We start from the raw sequence: 19,390 nt of genomic DNA on the forward strand, positions 1-19,390 counted from the left end.
CTTTTGGATCGGTTTCGCTGCCTTTTTCGGCGCTCGCCTTTATGGAATTCTTCAGACACCATATATACGCGACTGTAAGGTTGTAGACTAGCTTCAGGACCACGTGTCGCGAGTATGCTCAAATGCCTATGAACTATGCCAGAACCGCGCTGCTGCTGGCAGCAATGACGGCGATTTTCGTCGCGCTCGGCGCAGCCATCGGCGGCCATGCCGGCCTCGTCATCGCGTTCTTTTTCGCGCTCGTAATGAACGCGTTTAGCCTATGGAAATCGGATTCCATCGTCCTGCGCATGTTCAACGCCCAGGAAGTCAGCGAAGCGACGGCTCCGGAGTTCTATCGCATCGTGCGCGATTTGGCGCGCAACGCCGATCTTCCGATGCCGCGCGTCTACATCATGAACAATCCGCAGCCCAACGCCTTCGCGACAGGTCGCAGCCCGTCGCACGCGGCCGTCTGCGCTTCGACTGGCCTTCTTGAAACGCTTGACCGCAACGAACTCGCGGGCGTGATTGCGCACGAACTCGCGCACGTCAAAAATCGCGATACGTTGACGATGACCGTCGCCGCGACGATCGGCGGCGCGGTTTCCATGGTCGCGCAATACATGCAGTTCGGCATGTTGTTCGGCGGCGGCCGCGATAACGATCGTAGCGGGCTTGGCACGATCGGTACGCTCGCCGCCATCATCCTCGCGCCGATGGCTGCAGGCCTCGTGCAGATGGCGATCAGCCGTTCCCGCGAATATCAAGCCGATCGTCTCGGCGCGATGATCTGCGGTAAGCCGCTTTGGCTCGCCTCCGCACTCCGAAAAATCGATGGCGCGGCGCGCCGGATTCCTAACGAGCAAGCAGAAGCGATCCCGGCAGCAGCGCATATGTTCATCATCAATCCGCTGAACGGCCACGGCGTCGACAATCTCTTCTCAACACACCCGAATGTCGAAAATCGTATCGCCGCGCTCGAAGCGCTATCGCGCGAGATGGGCGGCGCCTCCGGCATAGAGACCGGCAGTCGCACCAGCAGTTCCGGCGAAGTCTGGATCGGCGGACAGAACTACACGAAACCGCCGAACCCTTGGGGCTGATGTGCCAAACAATATAAAACGAAACGGTCCGCGCTCCGCACCAGCTGGAGCGCGCCTCAAACGCGATCATAAACCGAAGGCCGCAGTCGCTAAACCTGCATCACCCGCGGGCGACGGACTGAAGACGCGCGACGTCGCGGTCTCGGCGCTCTTCTCCGTGTTGATCGAACATCGTCCGTTCGACGACGTGTTCGCGACCGTTTCCGCGGGACGCGATCTAGCGCCCCGCGACCGCGCCTTTGCCCGTCTCATCGCCACGACGGCTCTCCGCAATCGCGGCGCCCTGCAGGCAGTCCTCAGCACCTACATCGCCAAGCCGCTCCCCGAACACATCGGCCGTTTGGACGAAATCCTTCTCGCGGCCGCGGCCCAGCTTCTGCTGCTTCAAACGCCGCCGCACGCCGCGATCTCTCTTGCCGTCGATCAATGCCACGCCGACACCAACGGCAAACGCTTTGCAAATCTCGTCAACGCCGTTTTGCGGCGCTTGAGCGAGACCGGCCAGGGCCGTCTTGAATCTCTCGACAACGTCGCGCTAACGTTTCCCGACTGGCTGCTCTCGCGTTGGAGCAAAACATATGGCGCGGCAGAGGCTCGGCAAATCGCGCGTGCGTCGCTGGTCGAACCTGCTCTCGATTTGACCGTCAAATCCGATCCCGAATTGTGGGCCGAGCGCATTGGCGCCATCGTGCTGCCGACCGGTTCGCTCCGGTGCGCCCAGGCGGGACGCGTCGAGGAACTTCCTGGCTACAGCGTGGGCGCGTGGTGGGTGCAGGATGCCGCCGCAGCACTCCCTGTAAAGCTGTTGGGCGATGTCGCAGGCCTCTCGGTGCTCGACCTTTGCGCCGCTCCCGGAGGCAAGACCGCGCAGCTCGCGGCCGCCGGTGCAGAAGTGACGGCCGTCGACAAATCAGCCGGACGATTGTCGCGTCTCAGAGACAATCTCACGCGTCTCGGACTTTCCGCGAACACCGTCGTCTCCGACGCACTGACGTTCACGTCTGAGACGCAGTTCGACGCGATCCTTCTCGACAGCCCGTGTACATCGACCGGCACGATCCGCCGCCATCCCGATATTCTGTATCTGAAACGCCCGGAAGACGTCGCCGCCCTCGCAGCCCTGCAGTCCAAACTGCTCGACCGCGCCGCCGATCTTTTGAAGCCCGGTGGCACCCTGGTCTATTGCACGTGTTCACTGGAACCCGAGGAAGGCGAAGCCCAAGTCGATGCCTTCCTCGCCCGCCACACCAATTTCGCGCGCCGCCCCATCATGCTCGATGAAGCGACGATCCCGATGCCGTGGCGAACCCGGGACGGCGATCTCAGGACAGTGCCATCGCACTTCGCGGACTTGCCGGAAGGCTTGCGCGGCCTCGACGGCTTTTACGCGGCATCCCTGGTGAAGTCGTCCTGAGCTAACAGCCTATGCACCCGCGTGCCTTGTTTTGGCGCCGGTCCGGGGATACTCCAATCTTCGGATCGGGCCAGTTTGCGCGACGCAGGAGCAATTCCCCTTGAGCCTCAATGTTACGGAACGGCTGAAGATCCGCTCCCTTTCGGTTGAGCGCCTCCGCCGCCGGGCCGTGACGTTCACGCTCTCATCGCCGCTGATGCGATGGCGTTACGCAGGCAACGGCACCGATCAGATCCTGATCGTGCCGCAAGAACTCCGCGCCGCCGACCCGAGCTTCTGGACGGAAATCACACACGGCCACTTTGGCCTCGCGTCCGAGATCGCAGACCTGAAGGGCGCCTCGGCATTTCGCGTAACAGCGCCGAGCACAGCCTGGGAGCGCGAGCTCCACGGTTTCGGCTGGTTACGGCATTTGGCGGCGACGGAAGAAGAAGAGGCCGCCACCGCGGCGCGAGAGTTGGTCCTCGAATGGATCGCATTGAAGCGCATCTCGCAGGGCATCGCTTACGAGCCCGAGGTCATCGCGCGCCGGCTGATCTCGTGGATATCGCAAGCCAACATGTTGCTCGAAAATCTCGACGCCCGCTCCTACACGCAGATCATGTCGAGCATGGGCCAGCAGATCGTTGCGCTCAAAACCACATGGCGCAACGCCCCTGACGGCGTGCCACGCATGGTCTGCCTGATTGCACTCGTCCTGGCGGGGCTTTCCGTTTCAGGACACGATCGGCAATTGAAGGAAGCGGAAGCGGCGCTCATCGTCGAGTTGACGCGCCAGATTCTCGACGACGGCGGACACGTCAGCCGCAGTGCCAGCGTTCTGTCCGATCTCGTCCTCGACCTATTGCCGCTCGGCCAGTGTTTCAACTCGCGCGCATTACCGCCGCCTGACGAGATCAACGCGGCGATTAAAAAGTCGCTGAAGTTTCTGCGTTTCATGCGCCTTGGCGACGGCATGCTCGCGCGCTTCAATGGCGTCAGCACAGGTTCGCCCGCGGCGCTCGCAACGGTTCTTGGCTATTCCAGCGGCGAACTCGATCTCATGCCGGTCGCGCGTTCGTCAGGCTATGCCCGCCTTGAACGCGGCAAAACGATCGTCCTCACCGATGTCGGCTCTCCTCCGCCGCTCGAACTTTCGACGCAAGCAGAGGCGGGCGCGCTCTCCTTTGAAATGACGACACGACATCATCTGATTTTCGCGAACGGCGGATTTCCGGGCCCCGCCGATCACGACTGGGATTCCGTTGCGCGGGCCACAGCAAGCCACAACACGCTCTGCCTCGCCGAAACATCGTCCTCGCGTCTCATCCGGCATGAACAGCTCGAAACGATGGTCGACGGTCTGCCGATCCGCGGGCCGGACCAGGTCAACTTCGAATTCAACAACGGCCCGGCGGATGCCCAGCTCACGGCGAACCATGACGGTTATCTCAAACGCTTCGGCCTGATCCACGCGCGCCGCCTTACTCTTTCCGCCGACGGCGACCGATTGGAAGGCGTCGACATTCTCGAGCCGCCGAAAGGAACGCTCCGCCTCAAGCAGGACCTTCCTTACGCCATTCACTTTCATCTTCACCCGGATTGCCTCTGTCGGCCGGCCGGGCATGGCGCTTGCCGGATTACACTCCGCGATGGCGAAACTTGGCTATTCGCAACCGCCAGCGAGGCCGCTCAATTGTCGATCGAAGAAAGCCTGTTTTTTGTGGACAGCGCCGGCCCGCGCCCAAGCCTGCAAATCGTGCTCCGCGGCACGACCTTCGGCGAGACGGAGGTCCGTTGGTCGGTTCACGCGGAACGGCCAAACGGCCGCCAGATCTGATCGGCCAGAGGCTGGTTGCGACGCTTTGCGCGTCAGATCTACGCGCGGGATAGCCTTGCCAAACGCGTCGTGCTAACCGCCATTGCGAACACACTGGGATGCACATGGCCGATCAACAAATACGCCGGGCTCTTCTTTCAGTCTCCGACAAGACTGGGCTCATTTCTTTCGCCACAGCTTTGAAAAACCGCGGCATTGAGCTTGTCTCTACCGGCGGCACGGCAACCGCGCTCAAATCGGCGGGCCTGGCGGTTAAGGACGTCTCCGAGTTGACGGGCTTTCCCGAAATGATGGATGGCCGCGTCAAGACTCTGCATCCCAAAGTGCACGGCGGCCTTCTCGCCATTCGCGGCAACGCCGTTCACGACGAAGCCGCGCGCGAACATGACATTCTGCCGATCGATCTCCTTGTCGTGAACCTCTATCCATTCGAGGCCACGATCGCCAAGAACGCCCCTTACGACGATTGCGTCGAGAACATCGACGTCGGCGGCCCGGCGATGATCCGCGGCGCCGCGAAAAATCACGAGAGCGTCACCGTCATCGTCGAGCCGGCAGATTACGATCGCGTGCTCGAGGAAATCGCGGGCAACAACGGCGCGACGACGCTCGCACTCCGCAAGGCGCTCGCCGCCAAAGCCTTCGCACGAACCGCAGCCTATGACGCCGCGATCAGCAATTGGTTTGCGCGCGAGATCGGCACGGCAACACCCGAATTCCGCGCGTTTGGCGGCAAGCTCGGCCAAGCGCTGCGCTATGGCGAGAATGCACATCAATCGGCCGCCATTTATCTCTCGGCTGAAAGCCGCATCGGCGTCGCAACGGCCGAGCAGTTGCAGGGCAAGGAACTCTCCTACAACAACATCAACGATACCGATGCCGCGTTCGAACTCGTCTCCGAATTCGCGTCCGACGTGCCCGCCGTCGCTATCATCAAACATGCCAATCCGTGCGGCGTCGCCACGGGGACTTCGCTTGCAGATGCCTACCGCAAAGCGCTCGCCTGCGATCCGACGAGCGCATTCGGCGGCATCATCGCACTCAATCAGCCAATTGATGCCGAAGCAGCCGGTGAAATAACCAAGATTTTCACCGAAGTCGTCATCGCACCCGGCGCAACCGATGAAGCGAAAGCAATTTTCGCAGCGAAGAAAAATCTCCGCCTGCTGCTGACGAGCGGCCTTGCGGACTCGCGTGCTGAAGCCCTCAGCTTCAAATCAGTTGCGGGCGGCTTCCTCGTTCAGTCACGAGACGCGAGCAACGCCGACGATCTCGAATTGAAAGTCGTGACGAAACGCGCCCCGACCGAAGCTGAACTGCGAGACCTGCGGTTCGCGTTCAAGGTTGCAAAGCACGTGAAGTCGAACGCCATCGTCTATGCGAAAAATGGCGCGACCGTTGGCGTCGGCGCGGGTCAGATGAGCCGTGTCGACTCGGCCCGCATCGCCGCTTGGAAGGCCGGTGAAGCCGCAAAAGCCGAAGGCTTGGATGAGCCGCTGACCGTCGGATCAGTCGTCGCCTCGGATGCGTTTTTCCCGTTCGCCGATGGATTGATCACGGCAGCTGAGGCTGGCGTAACAGCCGTCATTCAGCCGGGTGGCTCGATGCGCGACGACGAAGTGATCAAGGCCGCCGACGAGCGCGGGCTCGCAATGGTCTTCACCGGGGTCCGGCACTTCCGGCACTAAGGCGGTCAACGCGCTGCGCGCATCCTGACGAACAGCATCAGCAGGACGCCGATTGCAAGGAACGCGAGCACGGCGGACATGCCAATCCGCTGGCTTCCCGTCTCGACCGTGACCAAAGCAACGAAGAACGGCGCGAGAAACGCCGTTACTTTTCCCGAGAACGCAAACAGTCCGAAAAACTGGGTGATCTTGTCCGGCGGCGCGATGCGCGCGAGCAGCGACCGGCTCGCCGCTTGCACCGGCGCCGAGACAATGCCGACGAGAATAGCGAACGCGAGAAACACGTGCTCGCCCGGCGACGAGAAAGGCTTCGACCCGGGGACCTTCTCCGCGACCTCCATCGCGAAAAGAATGTGATTTTTATCGACCGATAGAATGCCGACTGCGCCGACGATCAACGCTAGGAGCGCGACGATGATGACGGTCTTCGGCCCGACACTGTCGTCGAGCCAGCCGCCGAAGAGCGCGCCGAACGCTCCGACCAACGTCAGAATGATGCCGAAAATTCCAAGCTCCAGCGGTCCCCAGCCGAAGACCGAGGCACCGTAGATGCCGCCGAAAGCAAAGATGGCGGTCAGCCCGTCGGTATAGAGCATGCGTGCGATCAGAAAGATCAGAAGGCTTGGCATTGAGGGAAGCGATTTGATCGTGTCCCAAAGCTCGGCCAACGCCGAGCGCTCCGGATGCGCGCTGACCGCTTGTCGCCGATCCGGAACGAACAGGAAAAACGGAATGATAAAGATCGCGAACCAGATCGCCGCGAACGGCCCAGTTATGCGATCGCTCTCATGAGAGGTGCCGTCGAGCGTCAATAGCGGTTGGAGTCCGAGTAGAGTCTTTGCATCCCCCGGAATCGGGACCAGCAAGCCAGCGACAATCGCCAGACTGACGAGCCCGCCGAAATATCCGACTGCCCAGCCCGTGCCCGACAACCGGCCAAGCTCGCCGCGTGGCACGAGGCCCGTCATGATGGCGTTCGAAAAAACGCTCATCAGTTCGGCCGCAAGTGTCGCCATGACGAAGCCCGCGAGTACGATCAGGATGGTCGTCAGATTTGCATCGGGCACGCCGAGCCACAGTACGCTGAGACCCGCAAGGAAGACGAGCGACAGCCCGGCCATCCACGGCTTGCGCCGGCCACGCCCGTCGGCAGCCGCACCGAGCAGCGGACTGAGGATAGCGATCAGCAGTCCGGCGACAGACGCCCCATAGCCCCACAGCGCCTGACCGCACGCGGCATGCGCGCTGCCTTCCGCGATCAACGAGCCGCAAACGGAGTTCTGAACGACGGCGTTCGCAAAATACGGACCGAACAGAAATGTTTGAACGAGCGTGTAATGCGGTTGCACGGCCCAGTCGTAAAGCATCCACGAGACACGCGCGCGAAGGGGAGCGCGAACGTCATCGTCGGTCGCGACCGAGGGGACCTGCTCATGCGAGCCGCCGAGATCGAACGTCGCCATGGTCTTCCCCTCTTTATTCGCCCGGCGGACCCAGCCGCCGATCATCGAACCGTATCAGCCCCGCAAGACGATCAAATGATCGGGAAGCTCGTTCGGATCGGCATCTCCCGGCGGAAAGTGTGCGGCGAGCAGCTCGCCGATTTTCCTGATAGCCCGCTCGAACCCCTCGACCGCGCGCCCCGCGCCGATATCGGCCGTCAGCTCGTCCACGATTTTCTGCCATGTGCCGTTCGGCACCAGCGCATCGATGCCGCTATCGGCGATGATCTCGACCCGCTGCTCGGCAAGCGACACGAAAATGAGGACACCGGTCCGGCCCTCGGTCGTATGCAGGTTCTGCGCGAGAAACTGCTCGCTCGCGCGCCGGCGCGTGTTCGCATTCAAAATCGCCCTCGGCACGAGCGACATGCGCACACGCGGATGCCAAGCAAGCGTGAGCAGCCCAAGAAAGACGAGCAGCTGAATGAGAAAGATCCACTGCACGGGCATCCACGTGAAATGGATCAGAGGCCACGGAATAACGAGGGCCAACAGCGCAGCCCACATGTACGGAATATGCTGATAGTGGCTGCTCTGATCGGCGACGACCGCAACGATCTCTCCGGACGTATTGCGCTCGGCGTCCGTAATGGCCGCGGAAATGCGATCTGCGTCTTTGGCGCTGATTAAGTTCATCGTGCGCGACCGCCTTTTTGCATCGACTCGATCATTGCTACCAGCTTCCCGAAGCGCCGCCGCCGCCAAAGTCGCCGCCGCCGCCCGACCAGCCGCCACCGCCGCTATCGCCGCCGGACCACCCACCACCCCAGTTCCCTGAGCCGCCCGGGATGACGACGATGCCGCCGCGGCGACGCTGAGAGCCGGGCACACCCGATTGCACCGCCTGGGCCTGCCGGTAATTGACCCAGATGACGAAGGCGACGATGAGCAAAAAGAGGACGAGGTGGATCATTTCCATCGGATCGTCCTGCGGTGTGCGCCCACCGGCGGCGCGCCGCTTCACTTCTTCCGCGTCGCCAAGCAGAACCGATTTGATATCGCGGACGCCGTCTTTGATTCCGCCGCTGAAGTCACCTCTCCGGAACTTCGGAAGAATGGCATTCTCGATAATCAGAGCCGACATCGTGTCGGTCATGAAAGGCTCAAGCCGCCGCCCGACCTCGATGCGAACCTTGCGATCGTTCGGCGCAACGATGAGCAGAGCGCCGTTGTCCTTGCCCTTCTGACCGATGCCCCATTTCCGGCCGAGGCCGACGCCGTAGTCCTCGATCGGATACCCCTGCAACGATTTGACCGTGACGACCGCAAGCTGATCGGTCGAGGTTTGTTCGAGATCTGCGAGAGTCTTTTCGATCTCGGCCTTTTCTTCGGGTGTGAGCAGTCCGGCTTCGTCCGTCACACGCCCGGTGAGTTGCGGATAGACCGGTTCGGCGAAAGCCGGCGCGAAGAGCACGGGCAGGACCGCAAACAAAAGCATAAGCATCGCGCGAGCCAACGCGCGACGCTCATTGTACAACGTGAAAGACCGAGCGGCGTTCGGAGCGCCAGCCATCGGACGAGACCCTCACAAAGTTGCGGGCTTTAAATGCTACGGCTTGCTGAAATCGACCTTCGGAACCTTCTGTTCTTCCGGCGAGATATCGAACGTCGCCATTTCCTTCGCCTGCGGATAAAGCGCCATCTTCCACAGCCGTCCGGGGAACGTCGTGATCTCGGTGTTATAGCTTCTTACCGCTTCGATGTAATCGCGGCGCGCGATGGCGATACGGTTTTCCGTGCCGGCAAGTTCGCTTTGCAGAGCAAGGAAGTTCTGACCCGACTTGATATCGGGATAGCGTTCGACGACCGCCATGAGCCGCCCGAGCGCGCCGCTGAGCGTCGCCTGCGCATCCTGGAATTTCTTCATTGCTTCCGGATTGGTGATAATATCGGGAGGCAGCTGAATATTCGTCGTCTGCTCGCGCGCTTTCGTGACCTCAGTCAGAACGCTCTTCTCCTGATCAGCAAAGCCCTTCACCGATGAGACGAGATTTGGAATAAGGTCCGAGCGGCGCTTGTACTGGTTCTGAACTTCGCTCCAAGCGGCCTTTGCCCGTTGCTCTTCAGTTGGGATGGTATTGATACCGCATCCCGCCATAGAGAGGCCCGCCATGATGATCGCCAGGAGCGCGATCGGACGAGCAATGAAAGTTCTTGTCACTGCGTTCATGATTTGACGGACCCCATCGTTGAACCGAATCCCATTCGGCTGCGGGTAATGGACGTTGTAGGACGGATTTTGCAAGCCGGTTGTTGGTCTGGCCATCCCCAATGGGCCCTCAAATTCTGCGCCGAATCCTTGGCGCAGAGGCAAACGGCTAAAAACTTTAATAAGTTCACCACAAAACTGATTGGCATGTAGCCTTTCCGGTAACCCGAATGCTTCGAGCACCGAGGCTGCCATTCGCGGCGTCCAGTGCAGCTATCCAGAATGGGTTGAATACCCCTACCGCGTCGCCGAAACAGAACCTCAAGTTCACCTTCCCCGTTGCACAGATGACACCCGCGGTGGGCTGGAATGGCACGCAGGAAACCAGCTGAATTCCAATAATGGCTAAGCTGTACTGCCATAAATGCATGACAACTCTGAGCACGCTTCTCCGTTTAACACGAGGGCGATCAGTGGATCGCTTTTCGGATGCAATGGAGCTCAATATGGACGGTTGGAAAAAAGCTCTTGGCGGCGCATTAGCGGCCATTGCCGTCGCTGGCTTCTCGGCGGGTGCCGAGGCGCGCGGCGGACACGGTGGTGGTGGTCATTGGGGGGGCCACGGCGGCTTCGGTCATGGTGGCTTCGGCCATGGCGGCTTCGCCCGCGGACACGGTGGTGGCCATTGGGAAGGGCGTCGCGGATTTGGTGGCGGCGGTTGGTGGGGTCCGGGGATCGGATTCTACGGCCCCTATTGGGATGATGCGTATTACGACGACTACTACTACCCGTACGATGATTACTACTATTATCGCCGGCACCATCGCCGCTATTACAGGTGATCCATCGATCCCGGCCCCGATTGGGGCCGGTTTCGTATCTCGCATGTTTTGAGATATGGTAGGCGGCTAGAGACGCGCAGGCCGCACGAACGAGATGTCGAAGTGTATGGGAGTTGCGGCGGCCAATAGCGGAATACTGAAAATGATAATGACCATGATTCCGCAGGCCAAAGCCGCTTGAAGAAACTGCACAGAGCGTTTCAACACGTTTGCACCCTTTCCTATCAAGGCGGATGCATTTTCCTCCGGATGTATGGCCCCAGCGAGTCTGACGAACGGCGCCGCCGCGATAGAAATACGGCGCCGCGTGGGCGCCGTATTTGAGATGATTACCACCAGCGGCAGTGACGGTGCCCATGTCTCCACCAGCAACGGCGGTGGTGCCGCCAATAGACGTTTTCGCTAACCGACGATTGACCAGAAATCTGCTTGAGCGCCTGCACATCGCTGCTGACCGTAGCAGCGCTGGCAAATCCGGCTCCAAGAACCATCGCGGCAGCCGCGAAGGCGACACCCAACGTAGTCTTCATGAGGCTTCTCTCCTTGGTTGCGAGCGTCGTTTTGACGCCAAGTGAGGAGCTACCTATAGCGACGGGGATGGGCAGGCCTTCCATACGGTTTCGTAAAGCGAGCAATAGCCCGCTTATATCGAATCGGAGTGTTGCTTGGACACGTCAAAATGATTCGCCGATACGGCGTTGCACAATCAGTGCGGATTTCAGGAGGTATTCTGAAATCTTGATGTTACTGGAGCGGGCGAAGGGATTCGAACCCTCGACCCCGACCTTGGCAAGGTCGTGCTCTACCCCTGAGCTACACCCGCATGTCCAGCAGCATCAGCGCCTTGCGGCGTTTGAAGACCCGCCTTATGGCGCAAGTGACAATCCAATGCAAGGCCTCTTCGCAACGATAATTGAGCGGCCCAATGAGACAAAATGTAAGCCCCTCCTCCAGACCCTGTATCTATTCGAATAATAACGTCCCCCATCCCAGGGTGAGCCCCCATCAAATGCCCCATACACGCGAGCAGCTGTTGTCCGTTTTGGACGAACTTAAAATTTCGACGAAGACCGTCGAGCACGCACCCGCCTTTACCGTCGCCGACACGGGTTCGATCGAGATCGATCTCCCCGGCGCCCACACCAAGAACCTTTTCCTCAAGGACGATAAAGGTGCGCTGTTCCTCGTCATCGCCAATGCCGAAACACGCGTCGACCTCAAGGCCCTCTCCAAACGGCTACCTGCCGGACGCTTTTCCTTCGGCAAGCCGGAGTTGCTTTTGGAAGCCCTTGGCGTGCCCCCTGGCGCCGTGACGGCTTTTGCTGCAATTAACGACACAGCAAAGCGCGTGAAGATCGTGTTCGATCAGGCGTTGATGACCGAAGACAGCATCAACTGTCATCCGCTCGAAAACACCGCCACGACGAACATTGCACGGGAAGACCTTTTGCGGTTCATTCGATCAACCGGCCATGAACCCCATGTCATGGTATTGACCGCATCTTGAAGATCTGACCGGCGGCGAGGAGATTGGGTCAATGGAATTCGGTGATAAGGATTTCGCCGGCGCGTCAGGCGCCGCGAACATCGTCAAGGACGCGACGACCGCGTCTTTCAAAGCAGACGTTATCGATGCGTCGAAAACAGTTCCGGTTGTCGTCGACTTCTGGGCGCCGTGGTGCGGCCCCTGCAAGCAGCTGACCCCGCTGATCGAGAAAATCGTCCGCAGCTACAGTGGCAAAGTTCGCCTCGTGAAGGTCAACGTCGACGAAAACCAGGCGATTGCCGCGCAGCTCCGGATTCAGTCGCTGCCGACGATCTACGCCTTTCGCGACGGCCAGCCGGTCGACGGATTCGTCGGCGCGCAGCCCGAAAGCGCCATCAAGACATTCATCAACCGTCTTGTCGCCGACGATGCCGAACTCGGCATTACCGAGATCTTGAAGGCGGGAGAAGAATCGCTCGAGCAGGGTGACCTTCAGGGCGCGGCCGAAGCCTTCGCCTCCGTCCTCCAGGAAGATCGTACCAATGCCGAAGCCCTGGCAGGTCTTGCAACCTGCTACATGAAAAGCGGCGACGTCGAGCGCGCAAAGCAAACGCTCGCGCTCGTGCCCCCCGACAAACGCGAGCTGGCCGTCGTCAAAAGCATCGAAGCCGCGATTTTGCTTGCGGAAAAGGGTGCTGACACGACCGACCTCTCAGCTCTGACGGCCCGCGTAAGCCAAAATCCGACCGATCATCAGGCCCGCCTTGATCTGGCGGTCGCTTTAGGCGCCAGAGGCGATCGGGAAGAGGCCCTTGAACTTCTCCTCGATCTCGTCAGGATGGACCGCAACTGGAACGATGAAGCGGCCCGCAAGCAACTCCTGCAGTTTTTCGACGCGTGGGGCCCAAAAGACCCGTTGGTCGGAGAAGGCCGTCGGAAGCTCGCATCGATCCTGTTCAGTTAGGTTTTCAGAAAAAAGCGGAGACATGCGAACTTGACGCTCACGGAACGCTACCGGCGTCCAGCCGACCTGCCCCCGAGGATTCCGGTCTTCCCGCTTCGTGGAGCGATCCTGCTGCCACGCGCAACGTTGCCGCTGAACATTTTCGAGCCGCGCTATCTCGAAATGGTCGACAACGTGATGTCGGGAGCCAGGATCATTGGAATCGTTCAGCCGATCGTATCGAGCGACGACGATCAGGAAAGCCCGATCGAAAAGACGGCGGGACTGCGGTCCGTCGGGTGCGTCGGCCGCGTGACCTCCTATCAGGAACTCGATGACGGACGTCTGATCATCACGCTCACCGGCATAATGCGCTTCCAGACCGTCGGCGAGGCCGAGACCGAGAAGCCCTACCGCATCATGAGCGTCAGCTACGATCGCTTTGCGAGCGATTTGACGGAAGGCCTTGGCGAAGAACTTGTCGACCGGCAAAATCTTTTGCGCGTCTTGAAGACGTATCTCGAAGCCAACCGCCTGAAAACCGATTGGGCAACGATCCAGCGCGCGTCCAACGAGTTCCTCATTAACGCTCTTTCGGTCATGTGCCCGTATGGCCCGGAAGAGAAGCAAGCTCTTCTCGAAGCGAAAGATCTGCGATCGCGCGCCGAGGTGCTCGTTGCTCTCGCAGAAATCGATTTGGCCTCGAACGGCAGCAGCGGCACGACGCTGCAGTAAAATCGGAAAGTAGTCGATGAGCGAAAGCGAAGAAGCGGCAGACGACGCCGCGAATGCTGTCGATCCAAAGCTTTTGGAGCTTCTCGTCTGCCCACTGACGAAGACGCGACTTGTCTACGACCCGAAAACGCACGAGCTGATCAGCAAGGCCGCCGGATTGGCTTTTCCGATCCGAAACGGCGTTCCGCTGATGATCGAAGAAGCAGCACGCAAATTGAACGATGACGATTTTCGTCGGCTTTAAGGCAAGGATGCGAAGTGACATCGAAATAAGAAAAATTTTTTAGCCGCCGCCGAGCCGGCTTAACCACGTCTCTTTAGATTCCGTAAAATACCCTGAGCTGACTGTCGCCCCGCATTTAGGGGCAAAAGCGTTGTTGCAAAAACCGATGTACGCACAGCCCGCCAAGGTGGGCAAAGGCGCCGAACCGTCATCCCGTCGGAGGCGGCAGGCGGTCAGAGCATCGCGCATATGTGCTGCGCTCGCGCTTTTCACCGGCCTCTTGATGCTTGCCGGTGGCCTCGCTGCAAGCGGGGCGAAGATCGACTTCGCGCTCGCGGTCGCGTTCTTGGGAACTGCACTGCTCGGCGGCGGCGCTCTCTCCAGCATTGTGATGTCGCATGAATGGGCCACAGCGATTGCCCGCGCCATCCGGCTGCGCAAACGCGACGACATGCGCAAACTCGAAGAGATGAAGGATGCACATTGGCAGTTGTCCGACAGCGCCGTTCGTTACCGCCAATTCCTCGATGCTCAGCGTGACTTTGTCGTTCGTCACTCTCTCGATGGCCGTCTGAGGTTCGCTAATCGCGCATTCATCAGCGCTTTCGATCTCCGCAGCGAAGACGTCATCGGCTCGATCTATCGTCCTCCCATCATCAGAACGGAGCCGATCGCCGGATCATCGTCCTCCGGCCGGCGCACACTCGAACTCCTGCGAACACGCCACGGCAAGAGGTGGATCGCGTGGAACACAAGTGAAGTCATCGGCGAGACCGGCGAAATCGAAATTCAAGGCGTCGGCCACGACGTCACCGTCGAACGTGAAATCGCGGAAAAACTCAAAGACGCCCGCGACCGCGCCGAAGCCGCCAACAAAGAAAAGTCGCGTTTCCTCGCGGCGATGAGTCACGAAATCAGAACGCCGATGAACGGCATCCTCGGCATGATCAGCCTCATGCTCGAAACACAGCTCGATGGCGAGCAAGCGATGCACGCCCGCATCGTCGAAGAGTCCGCCCGCGCCCTGCTGGTCCTGCTCGACGACATCCTCGATTTCTCGAAAATCGAAGCCGGAAAACTCGATCTCACAACCGACGTCTTTTCGCTACAGGGTTGTATCGAGCACGCCATGCAGCTCATGAGGCCCGAAGCCGCCGCCAAGAAGCTTTCCCTCACGTCTGCGATGTCCAGCGCCGTACCCGAGTGGGTGCGCGGCGACGAAATGCGTGTCCGCCAGATTGTTCTCAATCTCCTTTCGAATGCGGTGAAATTCACAAATGCCGGTACCGTCGCCGTGCGGACCGAGCTGGACTCGAATAAACCGAGCTTCCCGAATGCAGTCCGCATCGCGATCGAAGTCGCCGATTCCGGCATTGGCTTTGCGCCCGGTGCCGCCTGCCAGCTCTTCGACGAGTTCGAGCGAGGCGGAACCGTTATGAGCCATCCGGGCGGCACTGGCCTCGGATTGGCGATTTCGAAACGCCTTGCACAAGCCATGTCCGGCGAGATCGTGGCTAGCGGAGACCCTGCGAATGGGGCCGTTTTCACGGCCATTCTAGAACTTCAACGCGCCGAAGCCCCGCGCCAGTCAGCCATCGAAAATACCGGCTCGACCTCAAGCTCCGTCGGGGGGCACCCTTTCAGCGTCCTGGTCGCCGAGGATAACCAGATCAACGCCCTCCTCGCATGCAAAGTCATCGAGCGCGCGGGTGGCAAAGCAACGGTCGTCGAGGACGGGCGATGCGCGATAAAAGCCGTATGGGAGACGCTCGAAGGTAAACGGCCAGCGTTCGATCTGGTTCTGATGGACCTGCTGATGCCCGGCATCGATGGGCTGACCGCGACGAAGTCCATCAAGGCGCTCTATTCGGAGCGAAAGCCCGCTGGCCCGTCTTGTCCGCCGATCATCGCCCTCACAGCCAATGCCTTCCCGGAGGACCAGGTCCGCTGCCGGGCGGCCGGAATGAACGACTATCTTGCGAAGCCCTTCGACGCCGGTGATCTCCACGATCTGCTGATCAAATGGACCACGCCAAAGCTTGGCGAAGCGACGCCGGCGGCCTAAAGGGCAACATCGAATCTAAAAACTGTCACGGAATCGTGCTAGCCGCATCTGAGGAACTGAGTAAGGAAGCTCACTCTATGTGGCAGTCGATCGCAGACCGGGGTAGATGGCGGCCGGGTATGCCGAGTAAGTTTCCGGCCGGGCTTGCCGCGCTGAACGCCTTGAAAGCGCCCGCACGCCGCTTCACCGGATTAACCCGCGAGATCGAGCCCAAAATTTACGGCCGCGTCGGTAATCTCGAAGTTCGCTTGGCCCGCACGTGGGCGGAGATCAAGCTCGCGCAGCGCCTTCGTTATCAGGTCTTCTACGAGGAAATGTCAGCCGTCCCAACGCGCCTCGCGCAGTTTCGCCGCCGCGATGAGGATGCCTACGACGCCCTCTGCGATCATCTTCTCGTCGTCGATGTCGATCAGACGAAACCTGGACGCGCCGGACGGCCCGAGAAACCGAAAGTTGTCGGCACTTATCGCATTCTTCGCCAGGAAGTCGCCGAACGCGGCCCCGGATTCTATTCAGCGAGCGAATACGATATTTCGCCCCTCCTCCGCCGCATGGGCTCGACGCACCGGTTCATGGAACTCGGACGCTCGTGTGTTCTCGCGCCCTACCGCAGCAAGCGGTCTGTCGAGCTTTTGTGGCACGGCCTCTGGACATACGTCCGCGAAAATCGCGTCGACGTTATGATCGGCTGCGCGAGCTTTGAAGGCATCGATCTCCAAGAACACGAAATGGCGCTGAGCTTTCTTCATCATCGGGCCAGGGCTCCCGAAGAGTGGCGATGCCGGGCGCGCGATCGGCTCTATATCCCGATGGACCGCATGCCGTTCTCCGACATCGACCAGAAGGCTGCGCTGAAGGCGATGCCGCCGCTCATCAAGGCCTACCTGCGGCTCGGCGCATATTTCGGCGACGGCGCCGTTCTCGATAAGCAATTCGGCACGACCGACGTTCTCGTCATCATGCCGGTCGCGAATATCGATCCCCGCTATTTCGAACATTACGGCACGCCGACCGAAACGAAGAGCCGGATCGCGGTCGACGCCTAAACAGCCTGACGCCGCCAGCGCCGCCCGCCTACTTGCGGCCGGCGCCGTAAGCTGCAAGCGCCGCCATATTGACGATATCGGCGTCGGTCGATCCGAACGTGCAGATCTGCACCGGATGCGAAAGTCCGACGACGATCGGCCCGATGAGCGTCGCGCCGCCCAGCTCTTTCATCATCTTCGTCGAAATCGACGCGGCGTGAAACGCCGGCATGACGAGAACGTTCGCCGTGTCCGACAACCGGCAGAACGGATAGTGATCCATCAGCGAGCGATTGAGCGCCACATCGGCAGCCATATCGCCATCGTATTCGAAATCCACCATCCGCTCGTCGAGAATGCGCACTGCCTGCCGAACCTGCTCCGTGCGTTCGCTCTTCGGCTGTCCGAAATTCGAATAGGCGAGCAACGCCACTCGCGGCTCGATACCGAAGGCGCGTGCGGTACGCGCGGCTTCGACGGCAATATTCGCGAGCTGTTCTGCATTCGGCAAGTCATGAATGCTGGTGTCGGCGACGAGAACGGCGCGGCCCCGGCTCAACACCAATGAGACGCCAATGACGTGCCGTCCCGGCTTCGGGTCCATCACACGATGAACGTCGGCATAAACGCTGGTCCAATTGCGCGTAACGCCGGAAACCATCGCATCGGCATGACCGTGAGCGACCATCAAGGCGCCAAACACGTTGCGCTCGTTGGTGACGAGGCGTTCGCAGTCTCGCTTCAAATACCCGCGCCTCTGCAGACGTGAATAAAGCAATTCCGTGAATTCCTCGATGAACGGCGAGGCCGAAGTGTCAACCAACAGGAATTCGCTTCTGAGCGGTATGCCGAGTTCACGGAACCGCTCGGTGACGACTTTCTTCGATCCGATCAAAATCGGCTGACCGAACCCCTGCTGCAGATACGTATTGGCTGCGCGAATGACGGCATGATCTTCACCCTCGGCGAACACGACGCGCTTGGGATCATTGCGGACCGCATCGAACGTCGACTGCAGCCAACCGGCGACGGGATCGAGACGAGCTTTCAGCCTCGCCACGTAGCCTTCCATATCGACGATCGGATTGCGCGCGACGCCGGAATCCATCGCGGCTTTCGCGACGGCAGCCGAAACGTGCGGCAACAGCCGGGGATCGAACGGCGCAGGAATGATGTATCCCGGACCAAACGTCGGACGTTCGCCCATGAATGCCGCCGCGACCTTGTCAGGAACTTCCGCGCGTGCCAGCGCCGCGATTGCCTCTGCTGCGGCGATCTTCATGGCGTCGTTGATCGTCGTTGCATGAACGTCGAGCGCGCCGCGAAAGATGAAGGGGAAGCAGAGAACGTTGTTGACCTGGTTCGGATAGTCCGAGCGGCCAGTCGCGATCACCGCGTCGGACCGGACGGCTTTCACCTCTTCCGGGGTGATCTCGGGATCGGGATTTGCCATCGCGAAAATGATGGGCTTCGGTCCCATCTGCGCAACCATCTCCTGCGAAAGCACTCCGCCAGCCGAAAGCCCGAGGAAGATGTCGGCACCCTGAATGACATCCGCGAGCACGCGCGCGTTCGTCTTCTGGGCGAACGGCGCCTTGTAGACGTCCATCAGTTCCTTGCGGCCCTCATAGACGACGCCTTTGATATCGCAGACGGTGATGTTCTCGCGCTTGACGCCGATCATCACCAGCAGATTGAGACAGGCGAGCGCCGCAGCACCCGCGCCCGCGCAGACGAGCTTTACGTCACCGATGTCTTTTTCGACGACTCGAAGTCCATTCAGAATGCCCGCTGCAACGACAATCGCCGTTCCATGCTGATCGTCGTGAAAGACGGGAATATCAAGCAGCTCTTTCAGCTTCTCTTCGATGATGAAGCAGTCCGGAGACTTGATGTCCTCAAGATTGATGCCGCCAAACGACGGTCCGAGATACCGCACACAGTTGACGAAAGCATCGGGGTCCGGCGTATCGACGAGCAGATCGATCGCATCGATATCGGCAAAGCGCTTGAAGAGCGCCGCTTTGCCTTCCATCACCGGTTTTGAAGCGAGCGCCCCGAGATTGCCCAATCCGAGAATAGCGGTGCCGTTCGACACGACCGCCACGAAATTCCCCTTACTCGTGTAGGCGTAAGCGTCCCGTGGGTTTTCCGCGATCGCTAGCACCGGAATTGCAACGCCGGGCGAGTACGCCAGTGATAGATCGCGTTGCGTCGCCAACGGTTTGGTCGGCGTAATTTCGAGTTTTCCCGGTTTGCCGCCCGCGTGGAATGCGAGCGCTTCCTGAGCCGTGACTTGGGCTGCGCGATGAAGGGAGGCCATGCTGTTGGACCGTTCGTGGATTTTGTGCACACGGGGCTTCCGAGGCACACTTCAGGGGAAAAGAGCCGGCACGATAGGTTGCAGCAGACGA

Annotated in this window: 17 protein-coding genes and 1 tRNA gene; 11 read left to right on the top strand and 7 right to left on the bottom strand. The window is 60.2% G+C overall.

The annotated features are described in order from the left end of the window. Positions 1–128: 128 nt before the first annotated feature. From htpX to purH, 4 genes are all read left to right on the top strand, one after another. A complete protein-coding gene (gene htpX, locus G359_RS00860; protein ID WP_045834588.1) occupies positions 129–1,085 on the top strand; it encodes a zinc metalloprotease HtpX in 957 nt (318 codons plus the stop codon). Position 1,086: 1 nt separating this feature from the next. Further along, on the top strand, positions 1,087–2,499 hold the full coding sequence (locus G359_RS00865) for an RsmB/NOP family class I SAM-dependent RNA methyltransferase (RefSeq protein ID WP_371198982.1): 1,413 nt from the start codon (positions 1,087–1,089) through the stop codon (positions 2,497–2,499). A gap of 100 nt (positions 2,500–2,599) precedes the next feature. Beyond that, positions 2,600–4,318, top strand: a complete 1,719-nt coding sequence (locus G359_RS00870) for a heparinase II/III family protein (protein WP_045834589.1) — start codon at positions 2,600–2,602, stop codon at positions 4,316–4,318. Positions 4,319–4,422: 104 nt separating this feature from the next. Next, the gene (gene purH, locus G359_RS00875) at positions 4,423–6,006 is read left to right on the top strand and encodes a bifunctional phosphoribosylaminoimidazolecarboxamide formyltransferase/IMP cyclohydrolase (RefSeq protein ID WP_045834590.1); all 1,584 of its coding nucleotides are present in this window, start codon (positions 4,423–4,425) and stop codon (positions 6,004–6,006) included. A 5-nt stretch (positions 6,007–6,011) separates the two neighbouring features. Here purH and G359_RS00880 read toward each other — a convergent pair whose 3' ends face one another. The 4 genes from G359_RS00880 to G359_RS00895 all read right to left on the bottom strand — a co-directional run bounded on the left by G359_RS00880 (position 6,012) and on the right by G359_RS00895 (position 9,678). Continuing rightward, positions 6,012–7,469: an MFS transporter gene (locus G359_RS00880; protein ID WP_045837495.1), complete on the bottom strand. Its 1,458-nt coding sequence runs from the start codon at positions 7,467–7,469 to the stop codon at positions 6,012–6,014. Between the two features lie 54 nt (positions 7,470–7,523). Beyond that, positions 7,524–8,144 (bottom strand): TPM domain-containing protein, encoded by a 621-nt coding sequence (locus G359_RS00885; protein WP_045834591.1) that lies wholly within the window; start codon positions 8,142–8,144, stop codon positions 7,524–7,526. A 37-nt stretch (positions 8,145–8,181) separates the two neighbouring features. Next, positions 8,182–8,946, bottom strand: a complete 765-nt coding sequence (locus G359_RS00890; RefSeq protein WP_371198983.1) for a TPM domain-containing protein — start codon at positions 8,944–8,946, stop codon at positions 8,182–8,184. 111 nt (positions 8,947–9,057) lie between these two features. Continuing rightward, positions 9,058–9,678 (bottom strand): LemA family protein, encoded by a 621-nt coding sequence (locus G359_RS00895; RefSeq protein WP_045837496.1) that lies wholly within the window; start codon positions 9,676–9,678, stop codon positions 9,058–9,060. Between the two features lie 485 nt (positions 9,679–10,163). On the opposite strand from G359_RS00895, the gene G359_RS00900 reads away from it, so the two are divergent. Then, positions 10,164–10,499, top strand: coding sequence for a hypothetical protein (locus G359_RS00900; protein ID WP_082073032.1), 336 nt, complete (start codon positions 10,164–10,166; stop codon positions 10,497–10,499). A 329-nt stretch (positions 10,500–10,828) separates the two neighbouring features. Here the strand turns inward: G359_RS00900 and G359_RS00910 are convergent, their stop codons facing one another. Then, positions 10,829–11,029, bottom strand: coding sequence for a hypothetical protein (locus G359_RS00910; RefSeq protein ID WP_045837497.1), 201 nt, complete (start codon positions 11,027–11,029; stop codon positions 10,829–10,831). A gap of 218 nt (positions 11,030–11,247) precedes the next feature. After that, a tRNA-Gly gene (locus G359_RS00915) sits at positions 11,248–11,322 on the bottom strand. 186 nt (positions 11,323–11,508) lie between these two features. Here G359_RS00915 and G359_RS00920 point away from each other — a divergent pair. The 6 genes from G359_RS00920 to G359_RS00945 all read left to right on the top strand — a co-directional run bounded on the left by G359_RS00920 (position 11,509) and on the right by G359_RS00945 (position 16,997). After that, entirely contained in the window at positions 11,509–12,006 is a 498-nt protein-coding gene (locus tag G359_RS00920; protein ID WP_045834595.1) for a prolyl-tRNA synthetase associated domain-containing protein, read from the top strand. 31 nt (positions 12,007–12,037) lie between these two features. Beyond that, positions 12,038–12,949 carry a thioredoxin gene (gene trxA / locus G359_RS00925; protein ID WP_045834596.1) on the top strand — a complete coding sequence of 304 codons (912 nt, stop codon included), beginning with the start codon at positions 12,038–12,040 and terminating at the stop codon, positions 12,947–12,949. Positions 12,950–12,979: 30 nt separating this feature from the next. Next, a complete protein-coding gene (locus tag G359_RS00930) occupies positions 12,980–13,663 on the top strand; it encodes an LON peptidase substrate-binding domain-containing protein (protein WP_045834597.1) in 684 nt (227 codons plus the stop codon). 16 nt (positions 13,664–13,679) lie between these two features. Further along, positions 13,680–13,907 carry a Trm112 family protein gene (locus tag G359_RS00935; protein WP_045834598.1) on the top strand — a complete coding sequence of 76 codons (228 nt, stop codon included), beginning with the start codon at positions 13,680–13,682 and terminating at the stop codon, positions 13,905–13,907. 145 nt (positions 13,908–14,052) lie between these two features. Further along, entirely contained in the window at positions 14,053–15,951 is a 1,899-nt protein-coding gene (locus tag G359_RS00940; RefSeq protein ID WP_045834599.1) for an ATP-binding protein, read from the top strand. A gap of 77 nt (positions 15,952–16,028) precedes the next feature. After that, on the top strand, positions 16,029–16,997 hold the full coding sequence (locus G359_RS00945; protein ID WP_045837498.1) for a l-ornithine N(alpha)-acyltransferase: 969 nt from the start codon (positions 16,029–16,031) through the stop codon (positions 16,995–16,997). 28 nt (positions 16,998–17,025) lie between these two features. Here G359_RS00945 and G359_RS00950 read toward each other — a convergent pair whose 3' ends face one another. Continuing rightward, the gene (locus tag G359_RS00950; RefSeq protein ID WP_045837499.1) at positions 17,026–19,299 is read right to left on the bottom strand and encodes an NADP-dependent malic enzyme; all 2,274 of its coding nucleotides are present in this window, start codon (positions 19,297–19,299) and stop codon (positions 17,026–17,028) included. Positions 19,300–19,390 lie beyond the last annotated feature (91 nt).

The organism is Hyphomicrobium sp. 99, assembly GCF_000384335.2.
In the GTDB taxonomy this organism is placed as follows: domain Bacteria; phylum Pseudomonadota; class Alphaproteobacteria; order Rhizobiales; family Hyphomicrobiaceae; genus Hyphomicrobium_B.

Excerpts from the sequence above, each read along its gene's own strand:
- G359_RS00885 (WP_045834591.1), bottom strand. The coding sequence starts at position 8,144 with ATGAACTTAATCAGCGCCAAAGACGCAGATCGCATTTCCGCGGCCATT.
- G359_RS00945 (WP_045837498.1), top strand. The coding sequence starts at position 16,029 with ATGTGGCAGTCGATCGCAGACCGGGGTAGATGGCGGCCGGGTATGCCG.
- G359_RS00950 (WP_045837499.1), bottom strand. The coding sequence starts at position 19,299 with ATGGCCTCCCTTCATCGCGCAGCCCAAGTCACGGCTCAGGAAGCGCTC.
- G359_RS00935 (WP_045834598.1), top strand. The coding sequence starts at position 13,680 with ATGAGCGAAAGCGAAGAAGCGGCAGACGACGCCGCGAATGCTGTCGAT.
- G359_RS00910 (WP_045837497.1), bottom strand. The coding sequence starts at position 11,029 with ATGAAGACTACGTTGGGTGTCGCCTTCGCGGCTGCCGCGATGGTTCTT.
- purH (WP_045834590.1), top strand. The coding sequence starts at position 4,423 with ATGGCCGATCAACAAATACGCCGGGCTCTTCTTTCAGTCTCCGACAAG.
- trxA (WP_045834596.1), top strand. The coding sequence starts at position 12,038 with ATGGAATTCGGTGATAAGGATTTCGCCGGCGCGTCAGGCGCCGCGAAC.
- G359_RS00900 (WP_082073032.1), top strand. The coding sequence starts at position 10,164 with ATGGACGGTTGGAAAAAAGCTCTTGGCGGCGCATTAGCGGCCATTGCC.
- G359_RS00890 (WP_371198983.1), bottom strand. The coding sequence starts at position 8,946 with ATGCTTTTGTTTGCGGTCCTGCCCGTGCTCTTCGCGCCGGCTTTCGCC.
- htpX (WP_045834588.1), top strand. The coding sequence starts at position 129 with ATGAACTATGCCAGAACCGCGCTGCTGCTGGCAGCAATGACGGCGATT.
- G359_RS00940 (WP_045834599.1), top strand. The coding sequence starts at position 14,053 with ATGTACGCACAGCCCGCCAAGGTGGGCAAAGGCGCCGAACCGTCATCC.
- G359_RS00880 (WP_045837495.1), bottom strand. The coding sequence starts at position 7,469 with ATGGCGACGTTCGATCTCGGCGGCTCGCATGAGCAGGTCCCCTCGGTC.
- G359_RS00895 (WP_045837496.1), bottom strand. The coding sequence starts at position 9,678 with ATGAACGCAGTGACAAGAACTTTCATTGCTCGTCCGATCGCGCTCCTG.
- G359_RS00920 (WP_045834595.1), top strand. The coding sequence starts at position 11,509 with ATGCCCCATACACGCGAGCAGCTGTTGTCCGTTTTGGACGAACTTAAA.